The sequence below is a fragment of the Alishewanella sp. WH16-1 genome, from assembly GCF_001441695.1.
Taxonomy (GTDB): domain Bacteria; phylum Pseudomonadota; class Gammaproteobacteria; order Enterobacterales; family Alteromonadaceae; genus Alishewanella; species Alishewanella agri.
On record NZ_LCWL01000077.1, the window covers coordinates 39,059 to 61,916 of the forward strand.

General features: G+C 50.4%; 24 protein-coding genes and 1 riboswitch. Of the genes, 14 read left to right on the forward strand and 10 right to left on the reverse strand.

What is annotated here, in order from left to right:
* Positions 1-75: 75 nt before the first annotated feature.
* The 7 genes from AAY72_RS06995 to AAY72_RS07025 all read left to right on the forward strand — a co-directional run bounded on the left by AAY72_RS06995 (position 76) and on the right by AAY72_RS07025 (position 8,110).
* Positions 76-492 (forward strand): hypothetical protein, encoded by a 417-nt coding sequence (locus AAY72_RS06995; protein ID WP_057786350.1) that lies wholly within the window; start codon positions 76-78, stop codon positions 490-492.
* A complete protein-coding gene (locus AAY72_RS07000) occupies positions 482-1,654 on the forward strand; it encodes a hypothetical protein (RefSeq protein ID WP_057786352.1) in 1,173 nt (390 codons plus the stop codon). Before AAY72_RS06995 ends, AAY72_RS07000 begins: the two co-directional genes overlap by 11 nt.
* Complete coding sequence (locus tag AAY72_RS07005; RefSeq protein ID WP_057786355.1) at positions 1,654-4,020, forward strand: bifunctional diguanylate cyclase/phosphodiesterase; 2,367 nt, start codon at positions 1,654-1,656, stop codon at positions 4,018-4,020. Before AAY72_RS07000 ends, AAY72_RS07005 begins: the two co-directional genes overlap by 1 nt.
* Positions 4,021-4,075: 55 nt before the next feature.
* A riboswitch (TPP riboswitch) is annotated at positions 4,076-4,192 on the forward strand.
* A gap of 84 nt (positions 4,193-4,276) precedes the next feature.
* Positions 4,277-6,373 carry a TonB-dependent receptor gene (locus tag AAY72_RS07010; protein WP_057786357.1) on the forward strand — a complete coding sequence of 699 codons (2,097 nt, stop codon included), beginning with the start codon at positions 4,277-4,279 and terminating at the stop codon, positions 6,371-6,373.
* Positions 6,374-6,384: 11 nt separating this feature from the next.
* A complete protein-coding gene (locus AAY72_RS07015) occupies positions 6,385-6,633 on the forward strand; it encodes a YkoF family thiamine/hydroxymethylpyrimidine-binding protein (protein ID WP_057786359.1) in 249 nt (82 codons plus the stop codon).
* On the forward strand, positions 6,630-7,259 hold the full coding sequence (pnuC, locus tag AAY72_RS07020; protein ID WP_057786361.1) for a nicotinamide riboside transporter PnuC: 630 nt from the start codon (positions 6,630-6,632) through the stop codon (positions 7,257-7,259). Before AAY72_RS07015 ends, pnuC begins: the two co-directional genes overlap by 4 nt.
* Positions 7,208-8,110: a phosphotransferase gene (locus AAY72_RS07025; protein WP_057786363.1), complete on the forward strand. Its 903-nt coding sequence runs from the start codon at positions 7,208-7,210 to the stop codon at positions 8,108-8,110. Before pnuC ends, AAY72_RS07025 begins: the two co-directional genes overlap by 52 nt.
* On the opposite strand, the gene AAY72_RS07030 is transcribed toward AAY72_RS07025, so the two are convergent.
* A complete protein-coding gene (locus AAY72_RS07030; protein ID WP_057786364.1) occupies positions 8,096-8,278 on the reverse strand; it encodes a DNA-binding protein in 183 nt (60 codons plus the stop codon). The genes AAY72_RS07025 and AAY72_RS07030 overlap by 15 nt on opposite strands.
* 443 nt (positions 8,279-8,721) lie before the next feature.
* Between AAY72_RS07030 and AAY72_RS07035 the strand changes: the two genes are divergently transcribed.
* From AAY72_RS07035 to AAY72_RS07065, 7 genes are all read left to right on the forward strand, one after another.
* A complete protein-coding gene (locus AAY72_RS07035) occupies positions 8,722-10,854 on the forward strand; it encodes a S9 family peptidase (protein ID WP_057786366.1) in 2,133 nt (710 codons plus the stop codon).
* 350 nt (positions 10,855-11,204) lie between these two features.
* The gene (locus AAY72_RS07040) at positions 11,205-14,003 is read left to right on the forward strand and encodes a monovalent cation/H+ antiporter subunit A (RefSeq protein ID WP_057786368.1); all 2,799 of its coding nucleotides are present in this window, start codon (positions 11,205-11,207) and stop codon (positions 14,001-14,003) included.
* A complete protein-coding gene (locus tag AAY72_RS07045) occupies positions 14,003-14,359 on the forward strand; it encodes a Na+/H+ antiporter subunit C (RefSeq protein WP_008984637.1) in 357 nt (118 codons plus the stop codon). Before AAY72_RS07040 ends, AAY72_RS07045 begins: the two co-directional genes overlap by 1 nt.
* Positions 14,356-15,879: a monovalent cation/H+ antiporter subunit D gene (locus tag AAY72_RS07050; RefSeq protein WP_057786369.1), complete on the forward strand. Its 1,524-nt coding sequence runs from the start codon at positions 14,356-14,358 to the stop codon at positions 15,877-15,879. The genes AAY72_RS07045 and AAY72_RS07050 overlap by 4 nt, the downstream gene beginning before the upstream one ends.
* Positions 15,876-16,412, forward strand: coding sequence for a Na+/H+ antiporter subunit E (locus tag AAY72_RS07055; RefSeq protein WP_057786371.1), 537 nt, complete (start codon positions 15,876-15,878; stop codon positions 16,410-16,412). The genes AAY72_RS07050 and AAY72_RS07055 overlap by 4 nt, the downstream gene beginning before the upstream one ends.
* Positions 16,406-16,675: a K+/H+ antiporter subunit F gene (locus tag AAY72_RS07060; protein ID WP_008984634.1), complete on the forward strand. Its 270-nt coding sequence runs from the start codon at positions 16,406-16,408 to the stop codon at positions 16,673-16,675. Before AAY72_RS07055 ends, AAY72_RS07060 begins: the two co-directional genes overlap by 7 nt.
* Positions 16,676-16,684: 9 nt before the next feature.
* On the forward strand, positions 16,685-17,068 hold the full coding sequence (locus AAY72_RS07065; RefSeq protein ID WP_008984633.1) for a Na+/H+ antiporter subunit G: 384 nt from the start codon (positions 16,685-16,687) through the stop codon (positions 17,066-17,068).
* Positions 17,069-17,094: 26 nt separating this feature from the next.
* On the opposite strand, the gene AAY72_RS07070 is transcribed toward AAY72_RS07065, so the two are convergent.
* The 9 genes from AAY72_RS07070 to kdsC are packed head-to-tail and all read right to left on the reverse strand — an operon-like array spanning position 17,095 to position 22,858.
* Entirely contained in the window at positions 17,095-17,370 is a 276-nt protein-coding gene (locus tag AAY72_RS07070) for an HPr family phosphocarrier protein (RefSeq protein WP_057786373.1), read from the reverse strand.
* Positions 17,360-18,217: an RNase adapter RapZ gene (rapZ, locus tag AAY72_RS07075; RefSeq protein WP_008984631.1), complete on the reverse strand. Its 858-nt coding sequence runs from the start codon at positions 18,215-18,217 to the stop codon at positions 17,360-17,362. The genes AAY72_RS07070 and rapZ overlap by 11 nt, the downstream gene beginning before the upstream one ends.
* A complete protein-coding gene (ptsN, locus tag AAY72_RS07080) occupies positions 18,214-18,687 on the reverse strand; it encodes a PTS IIA-like nitrogen regulatory protein PtsN (RefSeq protein ID WP_008984630.1) in 474 nt (157 codons plus the stop codon). Before ptsN ends, rapZ begins: the two co-directional genes overlap by 4 nt.
* A 1-nt stretch (position 18,688) precedes the next feature.
* On the reverse strand, positions 18,689-18,976 hold the full coding sequence (gene hpf, locus AAY72_RS07085) for a ribosome hibernation promoting factor (protein WP_008984629.1): 288 nt from the start codon (positions 18,974-18,976) through the stop codon (positions 18,689-18,691).
* Between the two features lie 25 nt (positions 18,977-19,001).
* A complete protein-coding gene (locus AAY72_RS07090) occupies positions 19,002-20,504 on the reverse strand; it encodes an RNA polymerase factor sigma-54 (protein ID WP_008984628.1) in 1,503 nt (500 codons plus the stop codon).
* 48 nt (positions 20,505-20,552) lie between these two features.
* On the reverse strand, positions 20,553-21,275 hold the full coding sequence (lptB, locus tag AAY72_RS07095; RefSeq protein ID WP_008984627.1) for an LPS export ABC transporter ATP-binding protein: 723 nt from the start codon (positions 21,273-21,275) through the stop codon (positions 20,553-20,555).
* The gene (gene lptA / locus AAY72_RS07100; protein ID WP_057786375.1) at positions 21,272-21,763 is read right to left on the reverse strand and encodes a lipopolysaccharide transport periplasmic protein LptA; all 492 of its coding nucleotides are present in this window, start codon (positions 21,761-21,763) and stop codon (positions 21,272-21,274) included. Before lptA ends, lptB begins: the two co-directional genes overlap by 4 nt.
* Positions 21,753-22,307, reverse strand: a complete 555-nt coding sequence (gene lptC, locus AAY72_RS07105; RefSeq protein WP_008984625.1) for an LPS export ABC transporter periplasmic protein LptC — start codon at positions 22,305-22,307, stop codon at positions 21,753-21,755. The genes lptA and lptC overlap by 11 nt, the downstream gene beginning before the upstream one ends.
* On the reverse strand, positions 22,304-22,858 hold the full coding sequence (gene kdsC, locus AAY72_RS07110; protein ID WP_008984624.1) for a 3-deoxy-manno-octulosonate-8-phosphatase KdsC: 555 nt from the start codon (positions 22,856-22,858) through the stop codon (positions 22,304-22,306). The genes lptC and kdsC overlap by 4 nt, the downstream gene beginning before the upstream one ends.

A 22,858-nucleotide genomic window follows, 5' to 3' on the forward strand; every position in this document is an offset into this window, starting at 1 on the left:
TTAAGCAAAGTATTGCCGGTCTTTGACCGGCTTTTTTGACCAGGTGTTCCCCGGTATTGCGTAATTGGAAATGCAATGAGATTGTGGTATTCGCTTTGCTGCCTGTTATTTCTGAGCCTGCCTGGTTTGGCGGTGGAGGTAGTAGTGCACTCGTCAGTCAGTGAAACACAGTTAACCACAGCACAGCTTCGAGCCATTTTTAGTATGCGGCAAACCCGCTGGGCGGATGGTCAGGCGATTCAGGTGTTAGTTTTACCCTCCGAGACGACGCAACATAACCTTTTTACCCGCAACTATTTGAAAATGTTCCCCTATCAGCTGGATGCGATATGGCATCGCCAGCGGTTTTCTGGCATTGGTGGTACGCCGGTACAATATGCCACCGTACAGGAACTGCAGGCAGCATTGGAGCGCACCCCAGGCGCTATTGGCTACTTACCGCAGGGGTTGCGCTCTGCCGAGTTAAAAGTGGTGACACTTTATGAAAAGTAACAACTTTGGCGCAGCCTTGACCTTAGCCGCTACGTTCAGCTTACCGGTAATGGCGGCCGAGCAACCGGAATGGCATGGCTTTATTGCGCAGGGGCTGGCGCAAGCGAGTGACAGCAATGCGATTAATAACAGCGGTAAGTTATCTGCGGCACTGACGGAGATTGGTATCAATAGCCGCTGGCAGCTGACGGAGCGAGTCCGTCTGGCTGGGCAGGTAGTGTATCTGAACGGTGGTAACCGTTACCCGGAAGGCGCCCGCTTAGACTATCTGTTCGTTGACCTGAGTGTGATTGATAGTTTTGATCACCAACTGAATCTGTATGCCGGGCGTTATAAAAATCAGCATTGGCTATTTTCCAGTACCCGTGATGTGCCTTTTACCCGGCCCAGTATTATTCTGCCGCAGTCAGTGTACTATGATACTTTTCGCGATATTGCCGTTGGCAGTGACGGTATTGCCATTAAAGGCTTCTTGCAACATGACTCCGGCGAACTGGAATATAACTGGAGTTATGGCGCAACCAGTATCAATACCGAACAAAGCCAACTGTTACTTAGTCCACAGGTTAGCGGCAAGGCCCGGCAGAAGTATGTGCATCAAGCCAGTGTGTTCTGGCAGCCAGCCGGCAGCCAGGCGACTTATGGCATCTCACTGTTAGATTCTGAGTTTAACTATCGCCCGGGTACTGTTGAACCCTTTAGTTATGGTGAAGTGAGTATCCAACGCGTGATGCTAAATTGGCGTTACCAGCTGGAGAACTGGGAATTGGCCGCCGAGCTGATGCAAGAGCGTTTAGCCATTGACGGTTTTTATTTACCAGGATTTAGCCGGTCGCAGTCTGGCTTGGGTGGCTATTTGCTGGCGAAATACCGGTTTAATCAGGGGCTGTCATTTATTAGTAGCCTGGATTATTTAACCCGCGACAAAGATGACAAGCGGGGTAGTCAGCTTGCTGACCAGGGTATCCCGGCCCATTTTGGTTATCAGCAAAGCCTGATGCTGGGGTTAAGTTATGATGTTGCCGCTAACTGGCGGCTACAGGCGGAGCATCATTGGGTGGATGGTACCGGCCGGCTTTCACCCAGCCTGGTACCGGATTTGGTGGTTAACCAACAGCGTTACTGGCAAGTCTGGGCGCTGCAATTGATGTACTGGTTCTGATGCGTTTTTTTAGCTTCCCATCAAAGATACTGCTGCTGACACTGGTGCTGATGGCTATCTTGCTGCTGCTGGTGACCTCAATGTCGCTACAGCGCTTGAACGACAGCTTTGCCACGCAACAACAACTCAAGCAGCAGCAGGTAGAGCAGCATTTCCAACAATATCAACAGTTATTATCAGCTCAGCAGCAAGCCTGGTTTGAAAGTTTTGCGGAGCTAACACAATTACAGCAGCAACAGGGCTTTACTGTCTTTGTACAACAGTTACAGCAGCAATACGACAGCTTTAGTCTGTATCTGAAAATCGAAGATTTATGGTTTTTCAGTTCGACGTCTCAGGTTGCTTTTGCCAGTTCAGCTTTTCCGGCAGAGTTACAAGAACTCGTGCTGCAAACTCAGCAACAGCAACGGGCACTGGCGCGGATTTTTTGCGTTGAGCATTGTAGTAACGTGGTGAGTATTCCGCTCGCTGACGCTGACGGCAATATTGCGGTATTACTTGCCAGCCAGACTCTGGCCGATGTGGTACTGGCGCTTGGCCAGGCCATGCAAAGCGAAATCGCTATTATCCGGCAGCAACCCGCTGGGATTAGCTTGTTATCCGCTACAGCTCAATTACCTGCTATTAAATTAGAGCAGCTGATGTCTGACCGTATCGTTCAGGCTGCACCGCAGGGTGATTATTTTATTTATCAGTTCCCGCTGGCAGAGCAAGGTGAGCAATCGTACCGGCTGATCCTGCTGGAAAATATCCGCCAATACCAACAAGCAAACCGCCAGTTTCAATGGCAATTAGTGGCCCTGGCGTCGCTGTGTTTTCTATTATTCGCCTTACTCACCTTCTGGCTGACCCGCCGGCTGAGTCGTCGTTTATTGCAGGTATCCAAAGCGCTACCGTTACTGGCTGAAAATAAGTTCCGGTTGTTCCGCGATGCGTTGCCGGTCAGTAGTCCGCTGCTGACTGACGAAGTCGATAAACTCAGTGCCGTGAGTCAAACCCTGAGCCGGACACTGGAAAAATTGCAGGATGAGATCCAGACCCAAACCCGCGAATTGGAAAATATGGCGATGTTCGATCTACTGACCGGGCTGGCTAATCGCAATATGCTGCAGTACCATCTGAAGAAGCAGATCGCTGCGCTTTCAGACGAGGGCAGTTGGTTGGGTTTATTGTTCCTGGATTTAGACCAGTTTAAGCGGGTAAATGATATCCGTGGCCATGAACAGGGCGATCAGTTGCTAATTGAGGCTGCACGTCGCTTACGCGCTGCGTTACAGAAAACCGATTTAATCTGCCGTTTTGGTGGTGACGAGTTTGTGGTAGTGACAGAGGTGTCTGCACCGGCAGAGCTGGAAGCGCTGGCCCTGCGGCTGATCGAGGTATTCCGGCAACCAATGCGGTTGGAACAAGAGGAATATCAGTTAAATGTCAGTATCGGTATCAGTTGTACCCGTAACCCGGCGTTAAAAACCGATGATTTAGTCAGGCAAGCGGATCTGGCGATGTATCAGGCCAAGGCGCGTGGCGGCAGTGCCTTGCATTTCTACAGTCAGCAAATGTTTGATGCGTTCCAGAACAGGTTAGCGCTGGAAGCCGATCTAAAGCAGGCCTTGTTACAAGGGCAGTTCGATTTACATTTACAGCCGCAAATTCGCTTCAGCGACCGTCGTTTAACCGGACTGGAAGCCTTATTACGCTGGCAAAGCCCGAGCCGGGGCATGGTGCCGCCCGACGAATTTATTTCGGTATTGGAATATGCCCAATTAATGATCCCGGTCGGTTATTGGGTGATAGAGCAGAGTTGTCAGATCCTGGCTAACCTGCAGCAACAGGGCTTTGCTGATTTGCGCCTGGCGATTAACTTGTCAACCGCCCAGTTAAATGATCCTGAATTGCCCGCTTTTCTGGATAAGATGTTAAAACTGTACCCTCAGGCTGCAGGTAGCCTGGAGTTCGAACTGACCGAAAGTCTGCTGGCCAGTAATATTCCCGATACCATTGCCAGTATGCAGCAGCTGAAAGCCCGTGGTTTCCGGCTGGCGATTGACGACTTTGGCACCGGCTATTCGTCACTCAGTTATTTACGGCAAATGCCGGTCGATATTATCAAGATCGATAAGAGCTTTGTGTTTGGCATGCTGGATAATCAAGCTGATTTCGACATTATCACCTCGACCATCGCCATGGTCCGCAAACTTGGCCTGGAAGTGGTGGCAGAAGGGGTAGAAACCCAGGCCCAGGCAAAAACCTTGCAGCAACATGCCTGCGATATTGGGCAGGGGTATTTGTTTTCCCGGCCTATTCCGTCTAACGAGCTGGTGTCACGTATACAAGCCGGTTTGGATGAAAGTGGTCGCTGGCGTTAAGCCGGTGTTAAAAACTTAGCTATTGTATTTTTTTGGCAGAACGTCTAGACTGCCGCTCGCAACCAAGGGGTGCCCTGTTACGATTCGTAGCGGAGTGCTGAGATACCGTTTTGGTAAACCCTTAGAACCTGATCCGGATCATACCGGCGGAGGGATGGTGCTAACTCCCCAGCAAGACCTGTGTCACGCTTAATTAAAGCCGAACCACAAGTAACTTGCCCGTGTGATCCTCAAAGCTGTTATGGGAGTCGATCACATGTCTTTACGTTTTTCTGCGTTAACTGTCGCGCTATTTGCTTGCTACCCTGTTGCTGCTAATGCTAATGCTAATGCTACTGAGCAGGATATCGAACGAATCACTGTGCAAGGTGATTTTCGTAAAAATAACTTACAACAAGTTGCCGGCAGTGTCGCGGTGCTCTCAGAGCAAGATTTAAACCGGCAGTCTGCCCAGCATCTGGACGATGCCTTACTACAATTTGCCAATGTTAATTTTGCAGCGGGTGCTTCTCGTGGCCGTTTTCTGCAGGTGCGTGGCATTGGCGAGCGCAGTGAATTTATTGATGTGATTAACCCGTCCGTAGGCATCCTGATCGATGGTATTGATTATGCCGGCCTGGGTATCAGCAGTATTGCGCACGCCGAACAACTGGAAGTATTCCGCGGTCCGGAAGCGACCCGCTTTGGTACTAATGCCCTGGCTGGCATGGTGAACCTGACCAGCAAAACCCCGCGCTTTAATCCTGAAGGTAAACTCAGTGCTACCATTGCCAACTACGACAGCTGGCAATTATCGGGTTTTTACAGCGCGCCTATCAGCGAACAGCTGGCCTACAGCCTGACACTGGACCAAAACCGCTCTGATGGTTTTATCGATAATGCCCACCTTAATCGCGATGATACTAACAATATTGACGAATTTACCGGCCGGTTTAAGCTGGATTATCAGGCCGCAACCGATCTGAAACTGGGTTTTGTGGCCCATCTGATTGATCAACAGAATGGCTATGATGCCTTCTCGCTGGATCGCAACCGTATTACCTTATCTGATGAACCGGGGCAGGATCAGTTACGCAGTAAAGCGACAGCAATTAATATCGATTATCAGGGACTGTCGCGGGCTAGTCTGCAAGGGCAGATTAGCTATTTAAATGCAGATTCTGACTATGGTTTTGATGAAGACTGGAGCTATCGCGGCATTCATCCGTGGGAATATTCCTATCAGGACCGCTATTTACGCGAGCGCGAACAGTGGACACTGGACTACCGCCTGGTATCTAAACCGGCCGGACAGCTGTTCAGTAATACTGATTGGGTATTAGGGGTTTACGCCAGCCGTCGCGATCTAAGTTTAAGCCGGCAGCGCCGCGCTGAAACAGAGTGGCGCTATTTTGATAGCACGATCAATCGCGAAAATCTGGCGCTGTACGGTGAGACCCAAACTGCCCTTAGCGACAAGTTAAGCTTAGTTGTTGGTGGCCGGGTTGAGCATTACAGCGATGACTATCAGGATAGCGGCAATATTAGTTTGAGTCCGGATCAAACGCTGTGGGGCGCTAAAGTCAGCCTGAATTACCAACTGAATTCACAGGCGATGCTGTATGGTCTGTTGTCGCGTGGCTATAAGATTGGTGGTATTAACGGCGAAGCACTGTCAAAAGCCGGCGAGGCGCAGTTTGCTGCTCTGGCTGATAAAGCAGCCTTTAAAGCTGAAACGCTGTTAAATGCTGAATTTGGCGTCAAAGCCAGTTCTGCCGATGGCAGCCTGACCAGTCGGGTGGCGGCGTTTTATATGTGGCGTGATGATATGCAGGTAAAAGGCTGGATTAACCCGGATCTGGGGCCAGAGTTTGCCGGCTTTATTGATAATGCCGCCAGTGGCCGTAACTACGGTGTTGAGGCGGAAACACGCTGGCAGCCGGCAGAGCGTTGGCAGTTATTTGCCAATGTTGGTTATCTGCAATCAAAACTGGGGCAATACCAAACCGATAGCGGTTTGGATATGACCGGACGGGATCAGGCGCATGCACCGCGGATTAACTATAGTGTTGGAGCAGACTGGTATCTGACTGACCAACTCGCACTGCAGGCTGGTTTACAGGGTAAAAGCCGCTTCTATTATTCGGATGGCCATAACGCCCGCTCTGACAGCAGTGAATTATTGAACCTGCGGCTAAGTTATCAATTAGCGCAGTGGGAGCTGGCGGTCTGGATGCGTAATGCGCTGGATCAGGATGTTGGTGTGCGTGGCTTTTACTTTGGTAATGATCCGCGTGATGAGTACGCGCCGCACGTCTATGAGCAATTTGCAGAGCCACGTCGCTTTGGTGCAACGGTTAGTTACAGCTTTTAAAGGGGAACGCTATGCAACTATCAGTAGAAATTAGTAAGTATCCATTAGCTGAGGATTATAAAGGTCCAATTCAGGCCTTTATTGACCAACTGGCGGCGGAGCAGGGCTTGTTGGTGATCACTAACACCATGAGCACTCAGATCTTTGGCGACTACGATACCGTGATGCAGGCGCTGCAACGCTGTATGCGCTGGTCGATGGAGCATTATGGCAAGTTGGTGTTCGTCTGCAAGTTTATCCCGGGTGATTTGCGGCCATGAACGAACTGCTGAGCAAGCTGATCGCTGACTGGCAACTGCTGCACAGTATAGAGTTAGTGGCGACCTTACTGGCGGTGGCCTATGTCGTACTGGCGCTGAAGCACAGTATCTGGTGCTGGCCCGCGGCGCTGCTCAGCACCTTACTGTTCACACATGTGATGTGGGACTCTGCCCTGCTGTCAGATGCCTTACTGCATATTTATTATGCAGGCATGGCGGTGTATGGCTGGTGGCGCTGGCGACAATTGCAGCAGCAATCTGGTCAGGCGCAGCCGGTGTATGAATGGGTCTGGCAGCGGCATTTGCTGTTGATTAGCCTCACGGCTATGGCGGGGCTGGTATTGGGATATCTGATGGCAAATTATACCCATGCCGATTTTGCCTACCTGGATGCCCAGACCACAGCGTTTAGTTTGGTTGCCACCTGGTTGGTCGCCAAGAAACTGCTGTCGAACTGGTTATATTGGGTAGTGATTGATGCGGTATCCATTTTTGTTTATGCACAAAAACATCTGTATTTTCTGACCGCCTTGTTTATGCTGTATACCGTTATTGCGGTGGTGGGATATTTTGTATGGCGCAGTCAATATCAGATGCAAACGACCTTGCCGGGCAAGGCGCTGTAGCGCGTCTTTGTCAGCAACTCGAGTTTTTTAGCGCGCATCCGCCGCTCGAAATCCGCCCACTCGCAGCCGGGCAGAGTAATCTGAATTATTACTTAAAAACGGCGCGCGGTGATTATGTTCTGCGTCGTTATGGCAGCGAAGCGCCGGGAGTTTGTCGGCAACAGGAGTTTCGTTGTCAGCAGGCGGCAGCAGCAGCCGGCATCGCACCAGTGCCACTGTTACTGAATAATCATCAACAATTATTAATCAGTGAATATATTAGCGGTGGGCAGCCATTAGCGCTGACGGCTGCTACCCTGCCACAACTGGCGAAAATACTGGCCAGATTGCATAGTCTGCGGGTGCAAACGCCGGTATTACAAAGCCAGAGTTATTTGCGGCAGTTATTAGCCCAAACCGAACAACAGACCTTGCAGCCGGCAGCGACACTGTTTGCTGGTTTGCTGCAGGCCGCCGCGCAGTTTGAGCAATATCAACAGGATTTGGTGCTCTGCCATCTGGATTTACATCAGGATAATTTACTGCTGGCCGGCGGGCGAGTTTGGTTGCTGGATTTTGAATATGCTCAGCTGGCGGATTGTAGTTTTGATTTAGCGGCGTTAAGTCTGCATTATCAGTTTAGTAAGCGACAACAGGCTGAGTTTTTAGTGCACTACCAACAGTATCGCTGTTATGCCGATCCGCAAACCGCCCGGGCGCATGCCACCAGTATTACGGCACGGTTGGCGCTGGCAAAGATTATCTATAGTGGTTTTTGCTGGTTATGGTATCTGGCCATGCCGGGTTATAAGCAGGCCAGTGTTGAGTGGCAATTGCGCTTAGAGCAACAGCTGGCGCTACAGGCCGCCTAAACGTTCGGCCAGTACCTTGTAACGCTTCACGTCTTCTTCTGCAAACAGCGGTTTTCCGGCGACGTCATTTTGCACCGGAACCAACAAGTGTTCGCGGGTGAGTCGTTCTACCCGAATCACCGGGATGTCCAGCAAAGCTGCAACTTGTTCTATGGTAAGTAAGCTCATAACGTGTCCTGTTGTTTGTTTTAGTTATTTGTATTAGGGCGTGTTGACGTTTGCTGCTTGTTTTTGCTGCTGTTTGGCTGGTGTTTATACAAGGCAGAGCTTGTGATGTGTAGTTATTCTACATGAACAAGCGATAACGCAGTAGAAACGCCAGCCAAACGCTGCCCGAAGGGTTCACACTGGCGGCGCTTTGCTCTTTGTCACTCGTCACTTATTTAGAATAACTAAACTGCGCTCCTCGTTTCGCGATCAAAGCGCCGCCAGTGTGAACAAAATCTAAGCAGCAAACGTCAACACGCCCTTAGCATAAAGCGCTTTTTCTGAAAATGCCCGTTTTTTATGCGTAACACGCCCTAACTGTTACAAGCTTTTACATTTTTTTCGTGGCGTCAGGGCAAAAAAAGCCTAAGCTGAAAACTATTGTTAACCGAAGAGAGTTCAAAATGTCATATCCGCGTCATTTTTTCTTTGCTGCCGCTCTGTTGGTTTTGCCATCAACGTTGCTGGCGAACACCGCGCTAACAGAAGCGCCGCGTGCGGCTAAAGTCGATTATCAGGTCGTGTCGCCGCATGGTACCCGTAATGATCCTTACTATTGGTTACGCGATGATCAGCGCAAAGATCCAAAGGTGCTGGCCTATCTGGAGCAGGAAAATGCCTGGTATCAGCAACATAGCAGCAGCTATCAGCAACTGACAGAGCAGCTGACCACTGAGATTATCGGCCGGATTAAGCAAGATGACAGTTCTGTGCCCTACACCAAGGGCGACTACCAATACTACAGTCGCTATGAGACCGGTAAAGAATATCCGATCTATGCACGCAAGCCGGTGGCTGGTGGCGACGAGCAAATCTTACTGGATGTCAATCAGCTGGCGGCGGGTAAAGATTTCTACCAAGTCGGTAATTTATCCGTTAGCCCGGATCAGCAGTTGCTGGCTTACATGGAAGATTTAAATGGTCGCCGCCAGTACACGCTAAAAGTACGGGATTTGAAAACAGGTAAAGACTTACCTGATCAATTAACAGGTTTATCTGCCGCTATTGCCTGGTCGGCAGATAGCAAGCAGCTGTTTCTGGTACGCAATGATCCGGTTACCTTATTAAGTAATACGGTACTGCGGCACCAGTTAGGGGCCGATCCGGCTCAGGCGCAAAGTGTCTATCAGGAAACCGACAACAGTTTTTATATGTGGGTTTCCAATAGCCAGGATCAACGCTATGTCATGATCAATCTAAGTAGCACGGTATCGGATGAAATTCGGATCCTGGATGCCAGCCAACCGGCTGGCGATTTTAAGGTGCTGGCGCCACGGATGCGTGATTTTAAATATGACGCCGAACATTTAAATGGCCGCTGGATTATTCGCACCGACTGGCAGGCACCAAACTATCGCCTGATGACGGTCGCCACCGATAAGCTGGGCGATCGTGCGAACTGGCAGCCGCTGTTGGCACATGATGACAAGATCTTTATTCAGAGTTTTGCGCTGTTTAATGATTATCTGGCGATCAGTGAGCGCAGTGACGGCTTACGTCGTATCCGCGTGATGCCATGGCAAGCCCCGGAAAAAGCCTTCTATGTGAAGTCTGATGAAGCAGCTTATGTGACCGGTTTCGAGATGAATGCCGAGCAAAATACCCAGCTGTTGCGCTACACCTATACCTCTTTGACCACCCCGGCCAGTGTTTATCAGCTGAATATGGCCACCGGTGAGCGGACGCTGTTAAAACAGCAGGAAGTGCTGGGTGACTTCGATAAAGCGAATTATGTTACCGAACGGGTGTGGGCGCCGGCAGCCGATGGTGTCAAGATCCCGGTTTCGCTGCTGTATCGCAAAGGCTTTAAACGCGATGGTTCAGCACCGTTGTATCAGTATGCCTACGGCTCTTACGGTGCATCCATGGACCCGAGTTTCCGCTCCAGCGTGTTATCGCTGGTTGATCGCGGCTTTGTATATGCCATAGCGCATATTCGTGGTGGGCAGGAAATGGGCCGGCATTGGTACGAAGATGGTAAGTTATTGAAAAAAATCAATACCTTTACTGATTATATCGCGGTGACCGATTACCTGGTAGCGGAAAAGTATGCGGCTAAAGACAAAGTGATCGGCATGGGTGGCAGCGCCGGCGGTCTGTTAATGGGCGCGGTCGCGAATATGGCACCGGAAAAATATCGTGGCTTAGTGGCCCATGTCCCCTTTGTGGATGTGGTAACGACGATGCTGGATGAAAGCATTCCGTTAACCACCAACGAGTTTGACGAGTGGGGCAACCCGAAACAGAAGGAATACTACGACTATATGTTGTCGTATTCACCCTATGATCAGGTTAGTGCGCAAGCCTATCCAGCGCTACTGGTTACTACCGGCTTGCATGACTCTCAGGTGCAGTACTTTGAACCGGCGAAGTGGGTAGCGCGCTTACGTGAGCTTAAAACCGACACTAACCCACTGCTGTTCCGCACCAATATGGAAGCCGGGCATGGTGGTAAATCCGGCCGTTTTGCCCGTTTGGCAGAAACAGCTGAAGAGTATGCTTTTATCCTGAACTTACTGGCGCAACCAGCGCAATAACCAGCCCTGCTATAAAAGGCCGCAATCGCTATTGCGGCCTTTTATTCCGTAACCTTATGCCGCGTTCAAGCTGATCGATTTGTAATTTTCTGACATATTACTGGTCGGACGGCGACGACGGCTGAGCTGATTTTCTGGTCAGACTAGCCGACTTTAATAGACATTTCCGAGCGTTACAGGTATAAATATTTGTAGTTTCCCTGACAATCTGTGTTTTTTTTGCCTGCCTCTGTTGCGTGAGCACGCCTTCTTAATAGCTTCATAAATAATTGTTTTAGCGTAGGTAATGCAGTGAAGCTGTTATAACGTGTAGCGAGGCAGGGTAGAATTTAGAAGGAAGCGAGATCATTATGACACTGCTGTGGATCCTGTTGTTACCCATGCTGGGAACCCTTGTGCCCGTGCTGACGGCAAAATGGTCGCGCAGTGCCTGTGCACTGTTGACCGCCTTACCGGTAGTGGTGGCCTTTCTGCTACTCATCTCTCAAACTCAAGCGGTATTTGCTGCTGAAAACTTGCGCTATAGCCTGGCCTGGGTCCCGCTGTTGGGGTTGGATATCGCGCTCAGACTGGATGGCCTGGCGTATTTATTCGCGTTGTTGATTCTCGGCATTGGTTTGCTGATTATTCTGTACGCCCGCTATTATTTGTCGGCCCGGGATTCGATGGGGCGCTTCTATACCTTTTTAATGTTGTTTATGACCGCGATGCTGGGCATAGTGCTGTCAAATAACGTCTTACAACTCTGGCTGTTCTGGGAGCTAACCAGTATCAGCTCATTCCTGCTGATCAGTTTCTGGTGGCACAAATCTGAAGCCCGGCGCGGTGCACGGATGGCCTTAACGATTACCGGCGCCGGAGGCCTGTGCTTACTGGCGGCGTTGTTGATTATCGGCCGTATTGTTGGCAGCTATGACTTAGATGTCATTCTGGCCAGCGGTGATGTACTGTTAGCGCATAGCTGGTATCCGGTATTTTTGGTGCTGTTTTTACTGGGTTGTTTCACCAAGTCGGCGCAGTTTCCGTTTCATTTCTGGTTACCCAACGCCATGGCGGCGCCGACACCGGTAAGTGCTTACTTGCACTCGGCAACCATGGTAAAGGCGGGTATCTTTTTATTAGCACGGTTTTATCCGGCACTCGCCGGGTCAGATTTGTGGATTATTCTGGTGAGTCTGACCGGCCTGGCCACCTTACTGGTGGGTGCTTACCTGGCACTGTTTAAACATGATTTAAAAGCGCTGCTGGCGTACTCGACTATTAGTCACCTCGGGCTTATTACCCTGTTGTTTGGCATGGGCACTGAACTGGCGGCAGTGGTTGGGATCTTCCACATTATCAACCATGCCACTTTTAAAGCCTCGCTGTTTATGGCGGCAGGTATTATTGACCATGAAACCGGTTCACGTGATATGCGGCGGATAAATGGCTTATGGAAGTATATGCCGGTAACCGGGGTCTTGGTGATGATAGCCTCTGCCTCGATGGCCGGTATACCACTGCTTAACGGTTTCCTGTCAAAAGAGATGTTCCTGGCTGAAACGCTGAACCAACATTTACTGGGCGCGATTTCCTGGTTAATTCCGGTACTGGCGACTATTGCCGCGATTTTCTCGGTCGCCTATTCACTGCGGTTGATCCACGACGTGTTCTTTAATGGTGAACCGAAAGGCTTACCGAAAACCCCACATGAGCCGCCGCACCTGATGCGCTTACCGGTAGAAATTCTGGTTGCGCTCTGCGTGCTGATCGGGATCTTGCCAGTGTTAATGGTTGGTTCCTTGTTAGCAAGTGCCGCCGCTGCCGTGTTGGGGACTACCGAAGTACCTTACTACAGCCTGGCGCTATGGCATGGCTTTAATCTGCCACTGCTGATGAGCGTGATCGCCATTGCGATGGGCTTGCTGATTTACTCGAAGCGGAAAAAGCTGTTCGATTTTCAAAACAGTTTACCGGGTGTTGATCCGCTCAACAGCTTTGAACAACTGATGAAAAGGCTAGGCCGCTCTTGTGAACGCTTTTATAACTGGTTAGATAATGGCTCTTTACAGCGTTATATGGTGTTGTTGCTCTCAGCCGTGGTGGTGCTGGCCGGCTTGCCGTTGCTGCAGGTGCCGGTGTTATCGGGTGGCCGTGAGGAATTACCGATAGATGCTGTCAATGCTACCGGTGCGGCGCTGTTGCTGATCAGTGCCCTGGCAACGGTGATCTGGCATCGCAAGCGGGTGGTGGCGCTGTTAATGATTTCGGTGGTAGGTTTAATGGTGTCGATTGCTTTTACCCGTTTCTCCGCACCGGATCTGGCACTAACACAATTATCCGTTGAGGTTGTCACAGTGATCCTGCTGATGCTGGCACTGTTCTTCCTGCCGCATAAAACGCCAAGTCAGTCAGAGCCGTCACGCGTGATCCGCGATATCAGCCTTGCCAGCCTGGTTGGTATTGTGATTGGTAGCTGGGCCTATGCCGTAATGACCCGGCCCTTCAATTCCATTTCTGATTTCTTCCTGGCTAATGCCAAAACCGGTGGTGGTGGCACTAATGTGGTGAATGTGATTCTGGTCGACTTCCGGGGCTTTGATACCTTTGGCGAAATTGCGGTATTGGGTATCGCCTCGCTGGGTATCTTCAAATTACTGACCCGTATCCCATTATTTAAACCCAGCAGTGATGGTGATGGCCGGCCCTGGACACGCGAACGGCATCCGATGCTGTTAGCTACTGTTGCTCAAAGCTTACTGCCACTGGCCTTGATGGTTTCGGTATATATTTTCTTCCGCGGACATAATTTACCGGGTGGTGGCTTTATCGCCGGTCTGATCACTGCAGTGGCGTTGATTCTGCAATATATTGCCCACGGTGTGGACTGGATGAAGGCCAGAGTCAATATCGAGTACCAGCGGGTCGTTGCCATTGGTTTACTGGTCGCCCTGGTTACTGGCCTCGCCAGCTTCCTGTTTGGCCGGCCGTTCCTGACGTCCTGGTTTGATTACTTTGATGTGCCGCTGCTTGGCGAAGTTGAACTGGCCAGTGCGATGGCGTTTGACCTGGGCGTGTATTTAACCGTCGTTGGCTCGACACTGTTGATTCTGTCGAGTCTGGGTAAGATGACAACGGCACACCGGCCGGTGCATAAGGAGACAATCTGATGGAAACTCTATTAGCCTGTTGTATTGGTTTTCTGACAGCTTGCGGCGTCTTTTTAATGTTACGCGGCCGCACCTTTCCGGTGGTGGTCGGTCTGACGATGCTGTCTTATGCCGTCAATCTGTTTTTATTTGCATCCGGACGCTTGAACTTGCGTGGCGCGGCGGTGCTGGGGATGTCTGAGGAATACGCCGATCCCCTGCCGCAAGCGTTGGTGTTAACAGCGATAGTGATTGGTTTTGCGATGACGGCCTACCTGGTTATTTTAGCCATTCGCGCCCGTGCCGATTTGGGTAATGACCATGTTGATGGCAAATTGCCCGAGGCCGAGCAGCGTCGCAAGGAGGCCGGCCTATGAGTCATTTGATTATTGCACCGGTATTGCTGCCAATCTTAACGGCTATTCTGATTATGTTGCCACCGGTGCATTCAGTACCGAACCGGCGACGGCTGGTCAGTATCGTGTCGATGGCACTGCAATTTGTGCTGGCATTAGTGTTGCTCTGGCAAACCCAGCAACAGGGGCTGACCTTTTATGCGCTGGGCGACTGGCAGCCACCGTTTGGCATTATTCTGGTGGCTGATACGCTAAGCGTGGTACTGGTTTGTCTCACCTCTTTTCTGGCGTTAGCCGCTATCTGTTACGGCTCTGCCGGCGAAGATGTGCGCGGCTCGTTCTTTCACCCGTTGTTTCAGTTTCAGGTGATGGGGATTAACGGTGCGTTTTTAACCGGCGATCTGTTTAACCTCTTTGTATTCTTTGAAGTTCTACTGATCGCTTCGTACGGCTTATTAATTCACGCCGGCGGCAAAAACAAAACTAAAGCGGCGGTACATTATGTCATTTTAAACCTGACCGGTTCAGCGGTATTTTTGTTCTCGTTAGCCATTTTATACGGCAGCCTCGGCACCTTGAATATTGCGGATATGGCGTTACGGGTTGCCAGCTTACCCGCTGAGGATCTGCTACTGGTGCAGGCCGGTGGCTCCTTACTGCTGATAGTGTTTGCGTTAAAGGCGGCAATTTTGCCATTGCAATTCTGGTTGCCGGCGACTTACTCAGCGGCATCACCACCTGTCGCCGCACTGTTTGCAGTCATGACCAAGATTGGGGTTTATGCGCTACTGCGGGTTTACACCACAATTTTCGGTGAAACCGCAGGCCCGTTAAGTGGTTTGGGTATGAATTGGTTATGGGCGTTCGGTCTGGCGACGATTCTACTGGGTGCTATCGGTGTGCTGGGTAGTCAGGATTTCCGCAAACTGGTGGCGAATTTAGTTATCGTTTCGGTGGGTACTCTGGTTTGTCTGGTCGCGATGCAAAATACCGCCGCCACTGCTGCAGTGTTGTACTACACAGTGCACTCGACGCTGGTCACTGGTGCCTTATTTCTGTTAGCCGATCTGATTGCGACGCAACGTGGTAAGGCGGGCGATCGTCTGGTATCTGGTCGTCGGGTGGCGCAGCCAGTATTGCTGGGTACCTTATTCTTTGTTGCTGCTCTGTCCGTGGCCGGTTTGCCGCCATTATCCGGCTTTATTGGCAAACTGATGATCCTGCAGTCGGTTGTCAGCACTGAGCAGCAATTACTGTTGTGGTCGGTGGTATTGCTCAGTAGCCTGATGGTACTGATTGGTCTGGCGCGGGCGGGTAGCACGCTGTTCTGGCGGGTTAGCGGTTCTGAGGCGGGGGGCGATAAAGCGGCGCCGCTACAAATTATCGCGGTGAGCTTGTTGCTGGTAGCCAGCCCAGCGCTTGTTGTATTTGCCGGGCCGTTGACGGAATTAAGTGTCGCAGCCGCGGTCAGCCTACAGGATGTGCAGCAGGCGATTTCGATTATTCTGCCGCAGGCTGAATTGTCCGGAGGTGCGAAATGAGATTACAACCCCGTTACAGTTGGTTACCGACACCCTACCGTAGTGTGCTACTGTTCTGTGTCTGGCTACTGTTGAACCAGAGCTTAGCGCCGTTTCATCTGGTGGCGGCGTTGATCCTGGCGGTGGTGATCCCCTGGCTTAGTGCCAAATTCCGCGATCCTCAGCCGCTGATAGAGCGTCCGGGGCTGGCGTTACGTTATATTCTGCGGGTATTTCTGGATATTATTACCGCCAATGCGCAGGTCGCGGTATTGATTCTGGGGCCAACCAAAAAGCTAAAGCCAGCTTTTGTGCGGGTGCCCCTGGATCTGCAGCATGAGTTACCCATTACCATTCTGGCCAGTACAGTGTCGATGACACCGGGTACGGTTAGCGCTGATATTTATCCTACCAAAGAAATGTTAGCCGAAGGCGACGAAGTTAAACAACGCTGGCTGCTGATTCACGTATTGAATCTGGACGACGAAGCCGCCCTGATCGCCGAAATTAAGTCGCGCTACGAAGCGCCGCTGAAGGAGATCTTTCAATGTTAGAAAACGTTATTTTTCTGGTGTTCGGCATGATCAGCACCGCCTTATTGCTTAATCTATGGCGGTTGATCAAGGGCCCGAGTTTGCCGGACCGGATCCTGGCCCTGGATACCATGTATATCAATAGTATCGCCCTGATTATTCTGTATGGCTTATTAATGGGTTCGCCACTGTATTTTGAAGCGGCGCTGTTAATTGCGATGCTCGGTTTCGTTAGTACGGTTGCTGTCTGCAAGTTCTTACTGCGCGGCGACATCATCGAATAAGGAGAGGGTATGCAAAACTGGATGGAATGGGCCGTAGCCTTCTTTTTATTATTAGGCGGCGCCTTTGTATTGATTGGCTCTATCGGCTTAACCCGGATGCCAGACTTTTTTACCCGTTTGCACGGTCCGACCAAAGCGACCACGCTGGGTATGGGCGGTATCTTGCTGGGTTCGATGTTTTATTTTAGTACCTCGCCGGGCACTATTAGTGTGCATGAGCTGCTGATCACGATTTTTCTGCTGATTACCGCGCCGATTAGCGCTCATATGTTGATAAAAACGGCATTGCATCACAAAATCAAGGCAATCCCGAAAACGACAGGTGAGCAGGAATTAAAGCGTGGCCAGCAACAAAACAGCAGCCGCTCGCATTTGAAGTCGAATTTGCCCTAAGGTAGATGACGCAGTAGTGGCAGCGGCTACTCGCCAAAGCCGCTGTTAATCAGCTCTGTTACCGCCTTTAAGGCTGCTGCTGCGTCTTCCCCCTCGGTGGTGACCGTCAGGGTTTTGCCCTTACTGCTTGCCAGCATCAGCAACGCCAGCACACTGCCGGCGTCTGCCGTTTTACCGTCATCCTGCACCAATTCGACTTTCGCCTGATAGCGCTGACAGAGCTGCACCAGCTTAGTCGCAGCCCGCGCATGCAGGCCGAGTTGATTGATAATAGTAACCTGTGTGCTGAGTTTAGCGGCCATGGTGACGTGTTAACTCCCGATGGCGAATTTGCACGTCCTCGCGCTGGCTGCGGTAACTTTCTGCCAGAGATTCTGCGATATAAACCGAACGATGCTGGCCACCGGTGCAGCCAATGGCAATGGTCAGATAACTGCGATTGTTGCGCTCGAGATGTGGTAACCAGCTACTGATAAAGCTATTAATTTGCCAGATGTATTTACCAACTATTGGTTCTGAAGCCAGATAATCTTTTACCGGTTGATCCAGGCCGGTAAGCGGCTTTAGCGCCGGTTCCCAATGCGGATTGGGTAAGAAACGGGCATCAAAGACATAATCGGCCTCTTTCGGAATACCGTATTTAAAACCAAAGGATTCAAACAACATCACCAGCCGGCCGGTTTTCTGGCCGAGGATCCGTTCGCGTAATAATTCCGCTAACTGATGAATATTGAGTTCGGTGGTATCAATATACAGATCGGCGCGGCTGGAGATGGGATCCAGCAATTGCTGTTCCCGCGAAATCGCTTCGTCCAGCGACATGGCTTGATGGGAAAGTGGGTGTAGACGCCGGGTTTCACTAAAACGCTTAATCAGCGTGGTGTGGTCAGCATCCAGGTATAGAATAGTCAGTTCGAGTTTACGCGGTAAATAGGACAGAATTTCTGCCAGTTCTTCCGGCTCGGTCGGTAAATTGCGCACATCGATGCTAACTGCAACCCGCTCATACTGATCCATTACCGCATTAGCCAGGGTGGGCAGCAAATTCACCGGAATATTATCTACGCAGTAGTAGCCCAGATCTTCCATCACCCGTAATGCGACGGATTTACCTGAGCCTGAGCGGCCGCTGACTACCAGTAATTTCATTTGTCACCTGCCAGCTGACTGGATTCCACCAATAACTGGTACAGTTGCTGATCTGAGCCGGCGTGCCGGATTTTCTTGGTTAGCTCTTTCTGGCTAAGCAGTTTGGCAATGCCCGATAGCGTGGTTAAATGTGCCTGACACTGATCTTTCGGGATCAGGATAGCGCAGAAAATATCAACACCCTGGTTATCAATGGCATCGAAGGGGATAGGATCCTGACTGACAACAAACACCAGAATGGGCGAAGTCACACACTCCAGTTTACCATGCGGGATCGCAATACCGCCGCCAATACCGGTTGAGCCCAGCTTTTCGCGGGTCATCAGCGCTTCCAGAATGCTGTATTCAGACATTTCGGGTATTTGCTGGTGGGCCAGTTCGGCGATATATTCGAGGATTCGTTTTTTACTGTTAAAAAGAACTGCACTTTTCGTGCAGTTCTCCGCTAACATAGCGCTTAAATTAATCATCTTAGTGTCGTGACAACTTTTCTTTATGTTTGATCACTTGCCTGTCCAGCTTATCAATTAACTGGTCAATGGCGGCGTACATATTTTCGTCTTCAGAGACGGCAAAAACTTCACCACCATTCAGATGGATTTTGGCTTCAGCAATTTGTTTTAGCTTTTCGACATTCAGGACTACGTGCACATTATTGATGTTTTCAAAATGGCGCTCCAGTTTAGCAAATTTACTGTCTACATATTCTCTCAGAGAGTCGGTAATTTCTACGTGACGGCCAGTTAGGTTGATTTGCATAGACTCTTCCTTCTTGTTAAGACACTTACAGCAGGGTCTTTCGTTGATTGGATGGCGGGATAAACAGGGATTCGCGGTACTTGGCGATGGTACGCCGCGCAACGTTAATACCCTGATCAGACAAAATTTCTGCCATCCTGCTATCACTTAATGGCTTAGCGGGATTTTCCGCAGCCACCAGTTTTTTGATAAAAGCGCGAATTGCTGTGGAGGAGCATTCACCACCACTCTCTGTACTAACATGACTGGAGAAAAAGAACTTAAGTTCAAAAATTCCGCGCGGTGTATGCATATACTTTTGGGTTGTCACCCTGGAAATCGTTGATTCATGCATACTGACCATCTCGGCCACATCATTCAGTACCATTGGCTTCATGGCTTCTTCGCCGTGTTCAAAAAAAGCCTGTTGCTGCTGCACTATACAGCTGGCCACTTTTAACAGGGTTTCGTTGCGGCTTTCTAAACTTTTTAGAAACCATTTCGCTTCCTGCAGATGTGAGCGGATAAACTGGCTATCCGCACTGTTACGTGCCGTTCTGGATAAGGCCGCATATTGCTGATTAATCCTAACCTTAGGCATAGCGTCCGGGTTCAATTCTACCTGCCAGCGACCTTTGACTTTACTCACTACAACATCAGGAATAATGTACTGCTGCTCTTGCCTGATCACATCCGCACCCGGTCTTGGGTTTAAGCTGTGGATCAAACGCATCACTTCCTTCAGTTCTTCTTCTTTGAGTTTAGTCACCCGCATCAGAGAACGAAAGTCCCGGTTAGCTAAAAAGTCGGTATATTCGCTGATTATTTGTTTTGCATCATTTAAGTAGGGCGTCGCAGGATCAAACTGCCGCAACTGCACTAACAAACACTCTTGCACTGAGCGTGCGGCGACACCAACCGGGTCGAATAGCTGGATCCGCTTTAATACGGCCTCGACTTCATCGGCTTCCACATCGGGCAACTGCAAAGACTCGAGAATGTCTTCGCAGCTGATAGTGAGCAAACCCGTTTCATCCACCGCTTCAATAATAATTTCGGCGATAGCGCGGTCAGTTGCAGAAAAGGGGGTCAGTTCCATTTGCCAGCGTAAGTAGTCTTGTAAGGTCTCGGTGGTTTCTCCCTGATAAACCATATCGTCATCGGGTAGGGCTCCACTGGTTACCGGCGCAGCGCTGACTAAATCATCCCAATTGTTATCAAGCGGCAGATCGTCCTGAATGTTCTGTTCGGTCATTGCCTCGCTGCTGTCGCGCTCTGAATGGTCGGTATAATCAGTGAAGTCGTCGTTATCATCGCTGGCACTGTCTGTCGCCGGCGTATCGCGGTTCAGGTTTGCCAGACTCAGATCCGTATCTGAATGTTCAGTGCTATAGTCGTCATCGCCTTCCAGCAAAGGGTTAGCGTCCAGAGCTTCCTGAACTTCCTGCTGTAGTTCTATAGTTGATAGCTGTAGTAAACGGATCGCCTGCTGCAGCTGGGGTGTCATAGTCAGCTGTTGGCCTAGGCGCAGTTGTAAAGACGGCTTCATGTAAGTCTGATTCTCTCCTGAATATATGACTGTTGTCCGACGCCCTTACTATAGCCTGAATTGCTCACCAAGGTATACATCGCGGACCTGTTGATTCGCCAGCACGTCTTGCGGCGAGCCAGCCGCAATTAACTCGCCATGACTGACAATGTAGGCAATTTCGCAGACATCAAGGGTTTCCCTGACGTTATGATCGGTGATCAAGACACCGATCCCGCGCTGACACAGATGCTGGATAATCTTTTTGATATCTAACACGGAAATCGGGTCAACACCGGCAAAGGGCTCATCCAGCAGAATAAAAGCCGGGTTGGCGGCCAGGGCGCGGGCAATCTCAACCCGGCGCCGCTCACCACCCGATAAGGCCATCCCTAAGCTGTGCTTGATATGGCCAATATGAAACTCTTCCAGCAGTTCGTCGGCAATGTCTTCACGTTGTTGGCTGCTCAGGTCTTTGCGGGTTTGCAGTATCGCTAACAGGTTGTCATAGACCGTTAGCTTGCGAAAAATCGAGCTCTCCTGCGGTAAATAACCGATACCGGCTCTGGCGCGCTGATGAATAGGGGCGAAGGTAATGTCCTGATCATTGAGGGTGATTTGCCCTTTATCGGACGGGACTAGGCCGACAATCATATAAAAGGTGGTGGTTTTACCTGCGCCATTCGGACCGAGTAAGCCAACGATCTGGCCGGCATTCACTTCCAGACTGACATCTTTTACTACCTGGCGGCCTTTATAACTTTTCGCCAGATGCGCTACCACTAACTTCATGGATTTTCCTTGGTTTCCGGCGTAAAAATGGTCGTGACGCGGCGGTTTTGCTCGCTGCCGGCCGTTAGTTCCTGGCGCTCCAGGTTGTAACGGATAATATCGCCCCGCACCAAGGAGCCGCTTTGGGTTAACTCGGCGTCGGTCGTTAAGGTGAGGGTACGACTGGCAATGTCATAGCGAATTTCATTCGCCTGAGCAGTGACGGGACGTTCGCCGTCTAGCAGTTGTGAATAGGTTACAGGGGTGCCGCTGAAAATAAAGATTTCCTGGCCTTTACCGGCACTGGCATTAATTTCCAGACGATCCGCCTTAATGAGCAAACTGCCTTGCTTGACTTCGACATTATCAACATAAACCGCCGTATTATCGCGAATAGAAGCCTGGGTATTGTCGGCGTTAATCGAAATCGGCAACTGATGATCAGGTTTAGCCGCCAGGGTGCTGGCGCTAAACAGTATCAATAGCGCGGCGAACAGGTTAGTTTTCATTTAAATATACCGTTTCAAGATGCTTTTGTAGCTGGATGTGCTGTGCTGACAGATCAGCTAACATACCGACGCCGTTCATATAAAAACCAGGGCCAACAATACGCACTGGTTCATGGGTTTGTAAGGTTTTTTCCGGCAACAATAGTTGCAGCGAGGCGGTTTCTACCCGTTCGATAAAGCCGTCTGGTAACAGATTACGTAACAATACCTGTTGCTCCAGTATAATTTTATCCTGTGGAAACCAGATGCCATCTTTGCTGCTGATTTCCCAGGCAGCACGATGTTCGGCATTAAACAGGGTGTAACGCGGCTGTTCAAACTGGGTGAAGCCTAACTGCTCGAAATGTTCGAGCCGGCGCGCCTGTAAGTGATCGGCAATATAGCCCTCCTTGTCATAAATACGCAAGGTCAGGTTTTCAGCAATATAATCGGGAATAAATTCACGATCGGGTTGCCGGTCGAGATTGTCCTGGTGCGGAGCAAACCAAAGGTAGGCTGCCAACAGCACGAGTAAACTCACTGCCAACACTAAAAATTTTCTCATGTACTGCTACCGTCAAATTGCAGAAAACGTTGTTGGGCAATTAGCAACAAATCACAGAGTTCGCGCACTGCACCAAAGCCACCGGGTAAGCTGGTTTTCATATCAGCATGACGTTGCAAATAAGGATGAGCATCCCTTACCGCGACAGCCAGGCCGCAATGTTGCATCACTTCCCAATCCGCCAGATCATCACCTATATAGGCAACGGCCGCCGGGCTTAGTTGCAGCAGCTGTAATAATTCCTGAAAAGCTGCCGTTTTATTCTCCTGCCCCTGATAGATATAGGGTACGGTGAGTGCCCGCATGCGCTGTTCAACAATGGCCGAGCGGCGGCCGGTAATTACCGCCACCTCAACGCCTGCCTGACGTAAGGCTTTGATACCATAGCCATCCCGGGTATGAAAGGCTTTCAGTTCCTCACCGGCATTACCAAGGTAAATCCGGCCATCGGAAAATACGCCATCGACATCACAAATTAACAAGCGGATTTGACTGGCTTTGCTAAAAAGCTCAGCGCTAAGTGGCTGGTATAATTGCTGATACAAATCCAT

What these genes read in the sequence shown, in the direction of transcription:
- AAY72_RS06995 (WP_057786350.1), top strand. Translation starts at nt 76, where the DNA reads ATGAGATTGTGGTATTCGCTTTGCTGCCTGTTATTTCTGAGCCTGCCT.
- AAY72_RS07000 (WP_057786352.1), top strand. Translation starts at nt 482, where the DNA reads ATGAAAAGTAACAACTTTGGCGCAGCCTTGACCTTAGCCGCTACGTTC.
- AAY72_RS07005 (WP_057786355.1), top strand. Translation starts at nt 1,654, where the DNA reads ATGCGTTTTTTTAGCTTCCCATCAAAGATACTGCTGCTGACACTGGTG.
- AAY72_RS07010 (WP_057786357.1), top strand. Translation starts at nt 4,277, where the DNA reads ATGTCTTTACGTTTTTCTGCGTTAACTGTCGCGCTATTTGCTTGCTAC.
- AAY72_RS07015 (WP_057786359.1), top strand. Translation starts at nt 6,385, where the DNA reads ATGCAACTATCAGTAGAAATTAGTAAGTATCCATTAGCTGAGGATTAT.
- pnuC (WP_057786361.1), top strand. Translation starts at nt 6,630, where the DNA reads ATGAACGAACTGCTGAGCAAGCTGATCGCTGACTGGCAACTGCTGCAC.
- AAY72_RS07025 (WP_057786363.1), top strand. Translation starts at nt 7,208, where the DNA reads ATGGCGCAGTCAATATCAGATGCAAACGACCTTGCCGGGCAAGGCGCT.
- AAY72_RS07030 (WP_057786364.1), bottom strand. Translation starts at nt 8,278, where the DNA reads ATGAGCTTACTTACCATAGAACAAGTTGCAGCTTTGCTGGACATCCCG.
- AAY72_RS07035 (WP_057786366.1), top strand. Translation starts at nt 8,722, where the DNA reads ATGTCATATCCGCGTCATTTTTTCTTTGCTGCCGCTCTGTTGGTTTTG.
- AAY72_RS07040 (WP_057786368.1), top strand. Translation starts at nt 11,205, where the DNA reads ATGACACTGCTGTGGATCCTGTTGTTACCCATGCTGGGAACCCTTGTG.
- AAY72_RS07045 (WP_008984637.1), top strand. Translation starts at nt 14,003, where the DNA reads ATGGAAACTCTATTAGCCTGTTGTATTGGTTTTCTGACAGCTTGCGGC.
- AAY72_RS07050 (WP_057786369.1), top strand. Translation starts at nt 14,356, where the DNA reads ATGAGTCATTTGATTATTGCACCGGTATTGCTGCCAATCTTAACGGCT.
- AAY72_RS07055 (WP_057786371.1), top strand. Translation starts at nt 15,876, where the DNA reads ATGAGATTACAACCCCGTTACAGTTGGTTACCGACACCCTACCGTAGT.
- AAY72_RS07060 (WP_008984634.1), top strand. Translation starts at nt 16,406, where the DNA reads ATGTTAGAAAACGTTATTTTTCTGGTGTTCGGCATGATCAGCACCGCC.
- AAY72_RS07065 (WP_008984633.1), top strand. Translation starts at nt 16,685, where the DNA reads ATGCAAAACTGGATGGAATGGGCCGTAGCCTTCTTTTTATTATTAGGC.
- AAY72_RS07070 (WP_057786373.1), bottom strand. Translation starts at nt 17,370, where the DNA reads ATGGCCGCTAAACTCAGCACACAGGTTACTATTATCAATCAACTCGGC.
- rapZ (WP_008984631.1), bottom strand. Translation starts at nt 18,217, where the DNA reads ATGAAATTACTGGTAGTCAGCGGCCGCTCAGGCTCAGGTAAATCCGTC.
- ptsN (WP_008984630.1), bottom strand. Translation starts at nt 18,687, where the DNA reads ATGATTAATTTAAGCGCTATGTTAGCGGAGAACTGCACGAAAAGTGCA.
- hpf (WP_008984629.1), bottom strand. Translation starts at nt 18,976, where the DNA reads ATGCAAATCAACCTAACTGGCCGTCACGTAGAAATTACCGACTCTCTG.
- AAY72_RS07090 (WP_008984628.1), bottom strand. Translation starts at nt 20,504, where the DNA reads ATGAAGCCGTCTTTACAACTGCGCCTAGGCCAACAGCTGACTATGACA.
- lptB (WP_008984627.1), bottom strand. Translation starts at nt 21,275, where the DNA reads ATGAAGTTAGTGGTAGCGCATCTGGCGAAAAGTTATAAAGGCCGCCAG.
- lptA (WP_057786375.1), bottom strand. Translation starts at nt 21,763, where the DNA reads ATGAAAACTAACCTGTTCGCCGCGCTATTGATACTGTTTAGCGCCAGC.
- lptC (WP_008984625.1), bottom strand. Translation starts at nt 22,307, where the DNA reads ATGAGAAAATTTTTAGTGTTGGCAGTGAGTTTACTCGTGCTGTTGGCA.
- kdsC (WP_008984624.1), bottom strand. Translation starts at nt 22,858, where the DNA reads ATGGATTTGTATCAGCAATTATACCAGCCACTTAGCGCTGAGCTTTTT.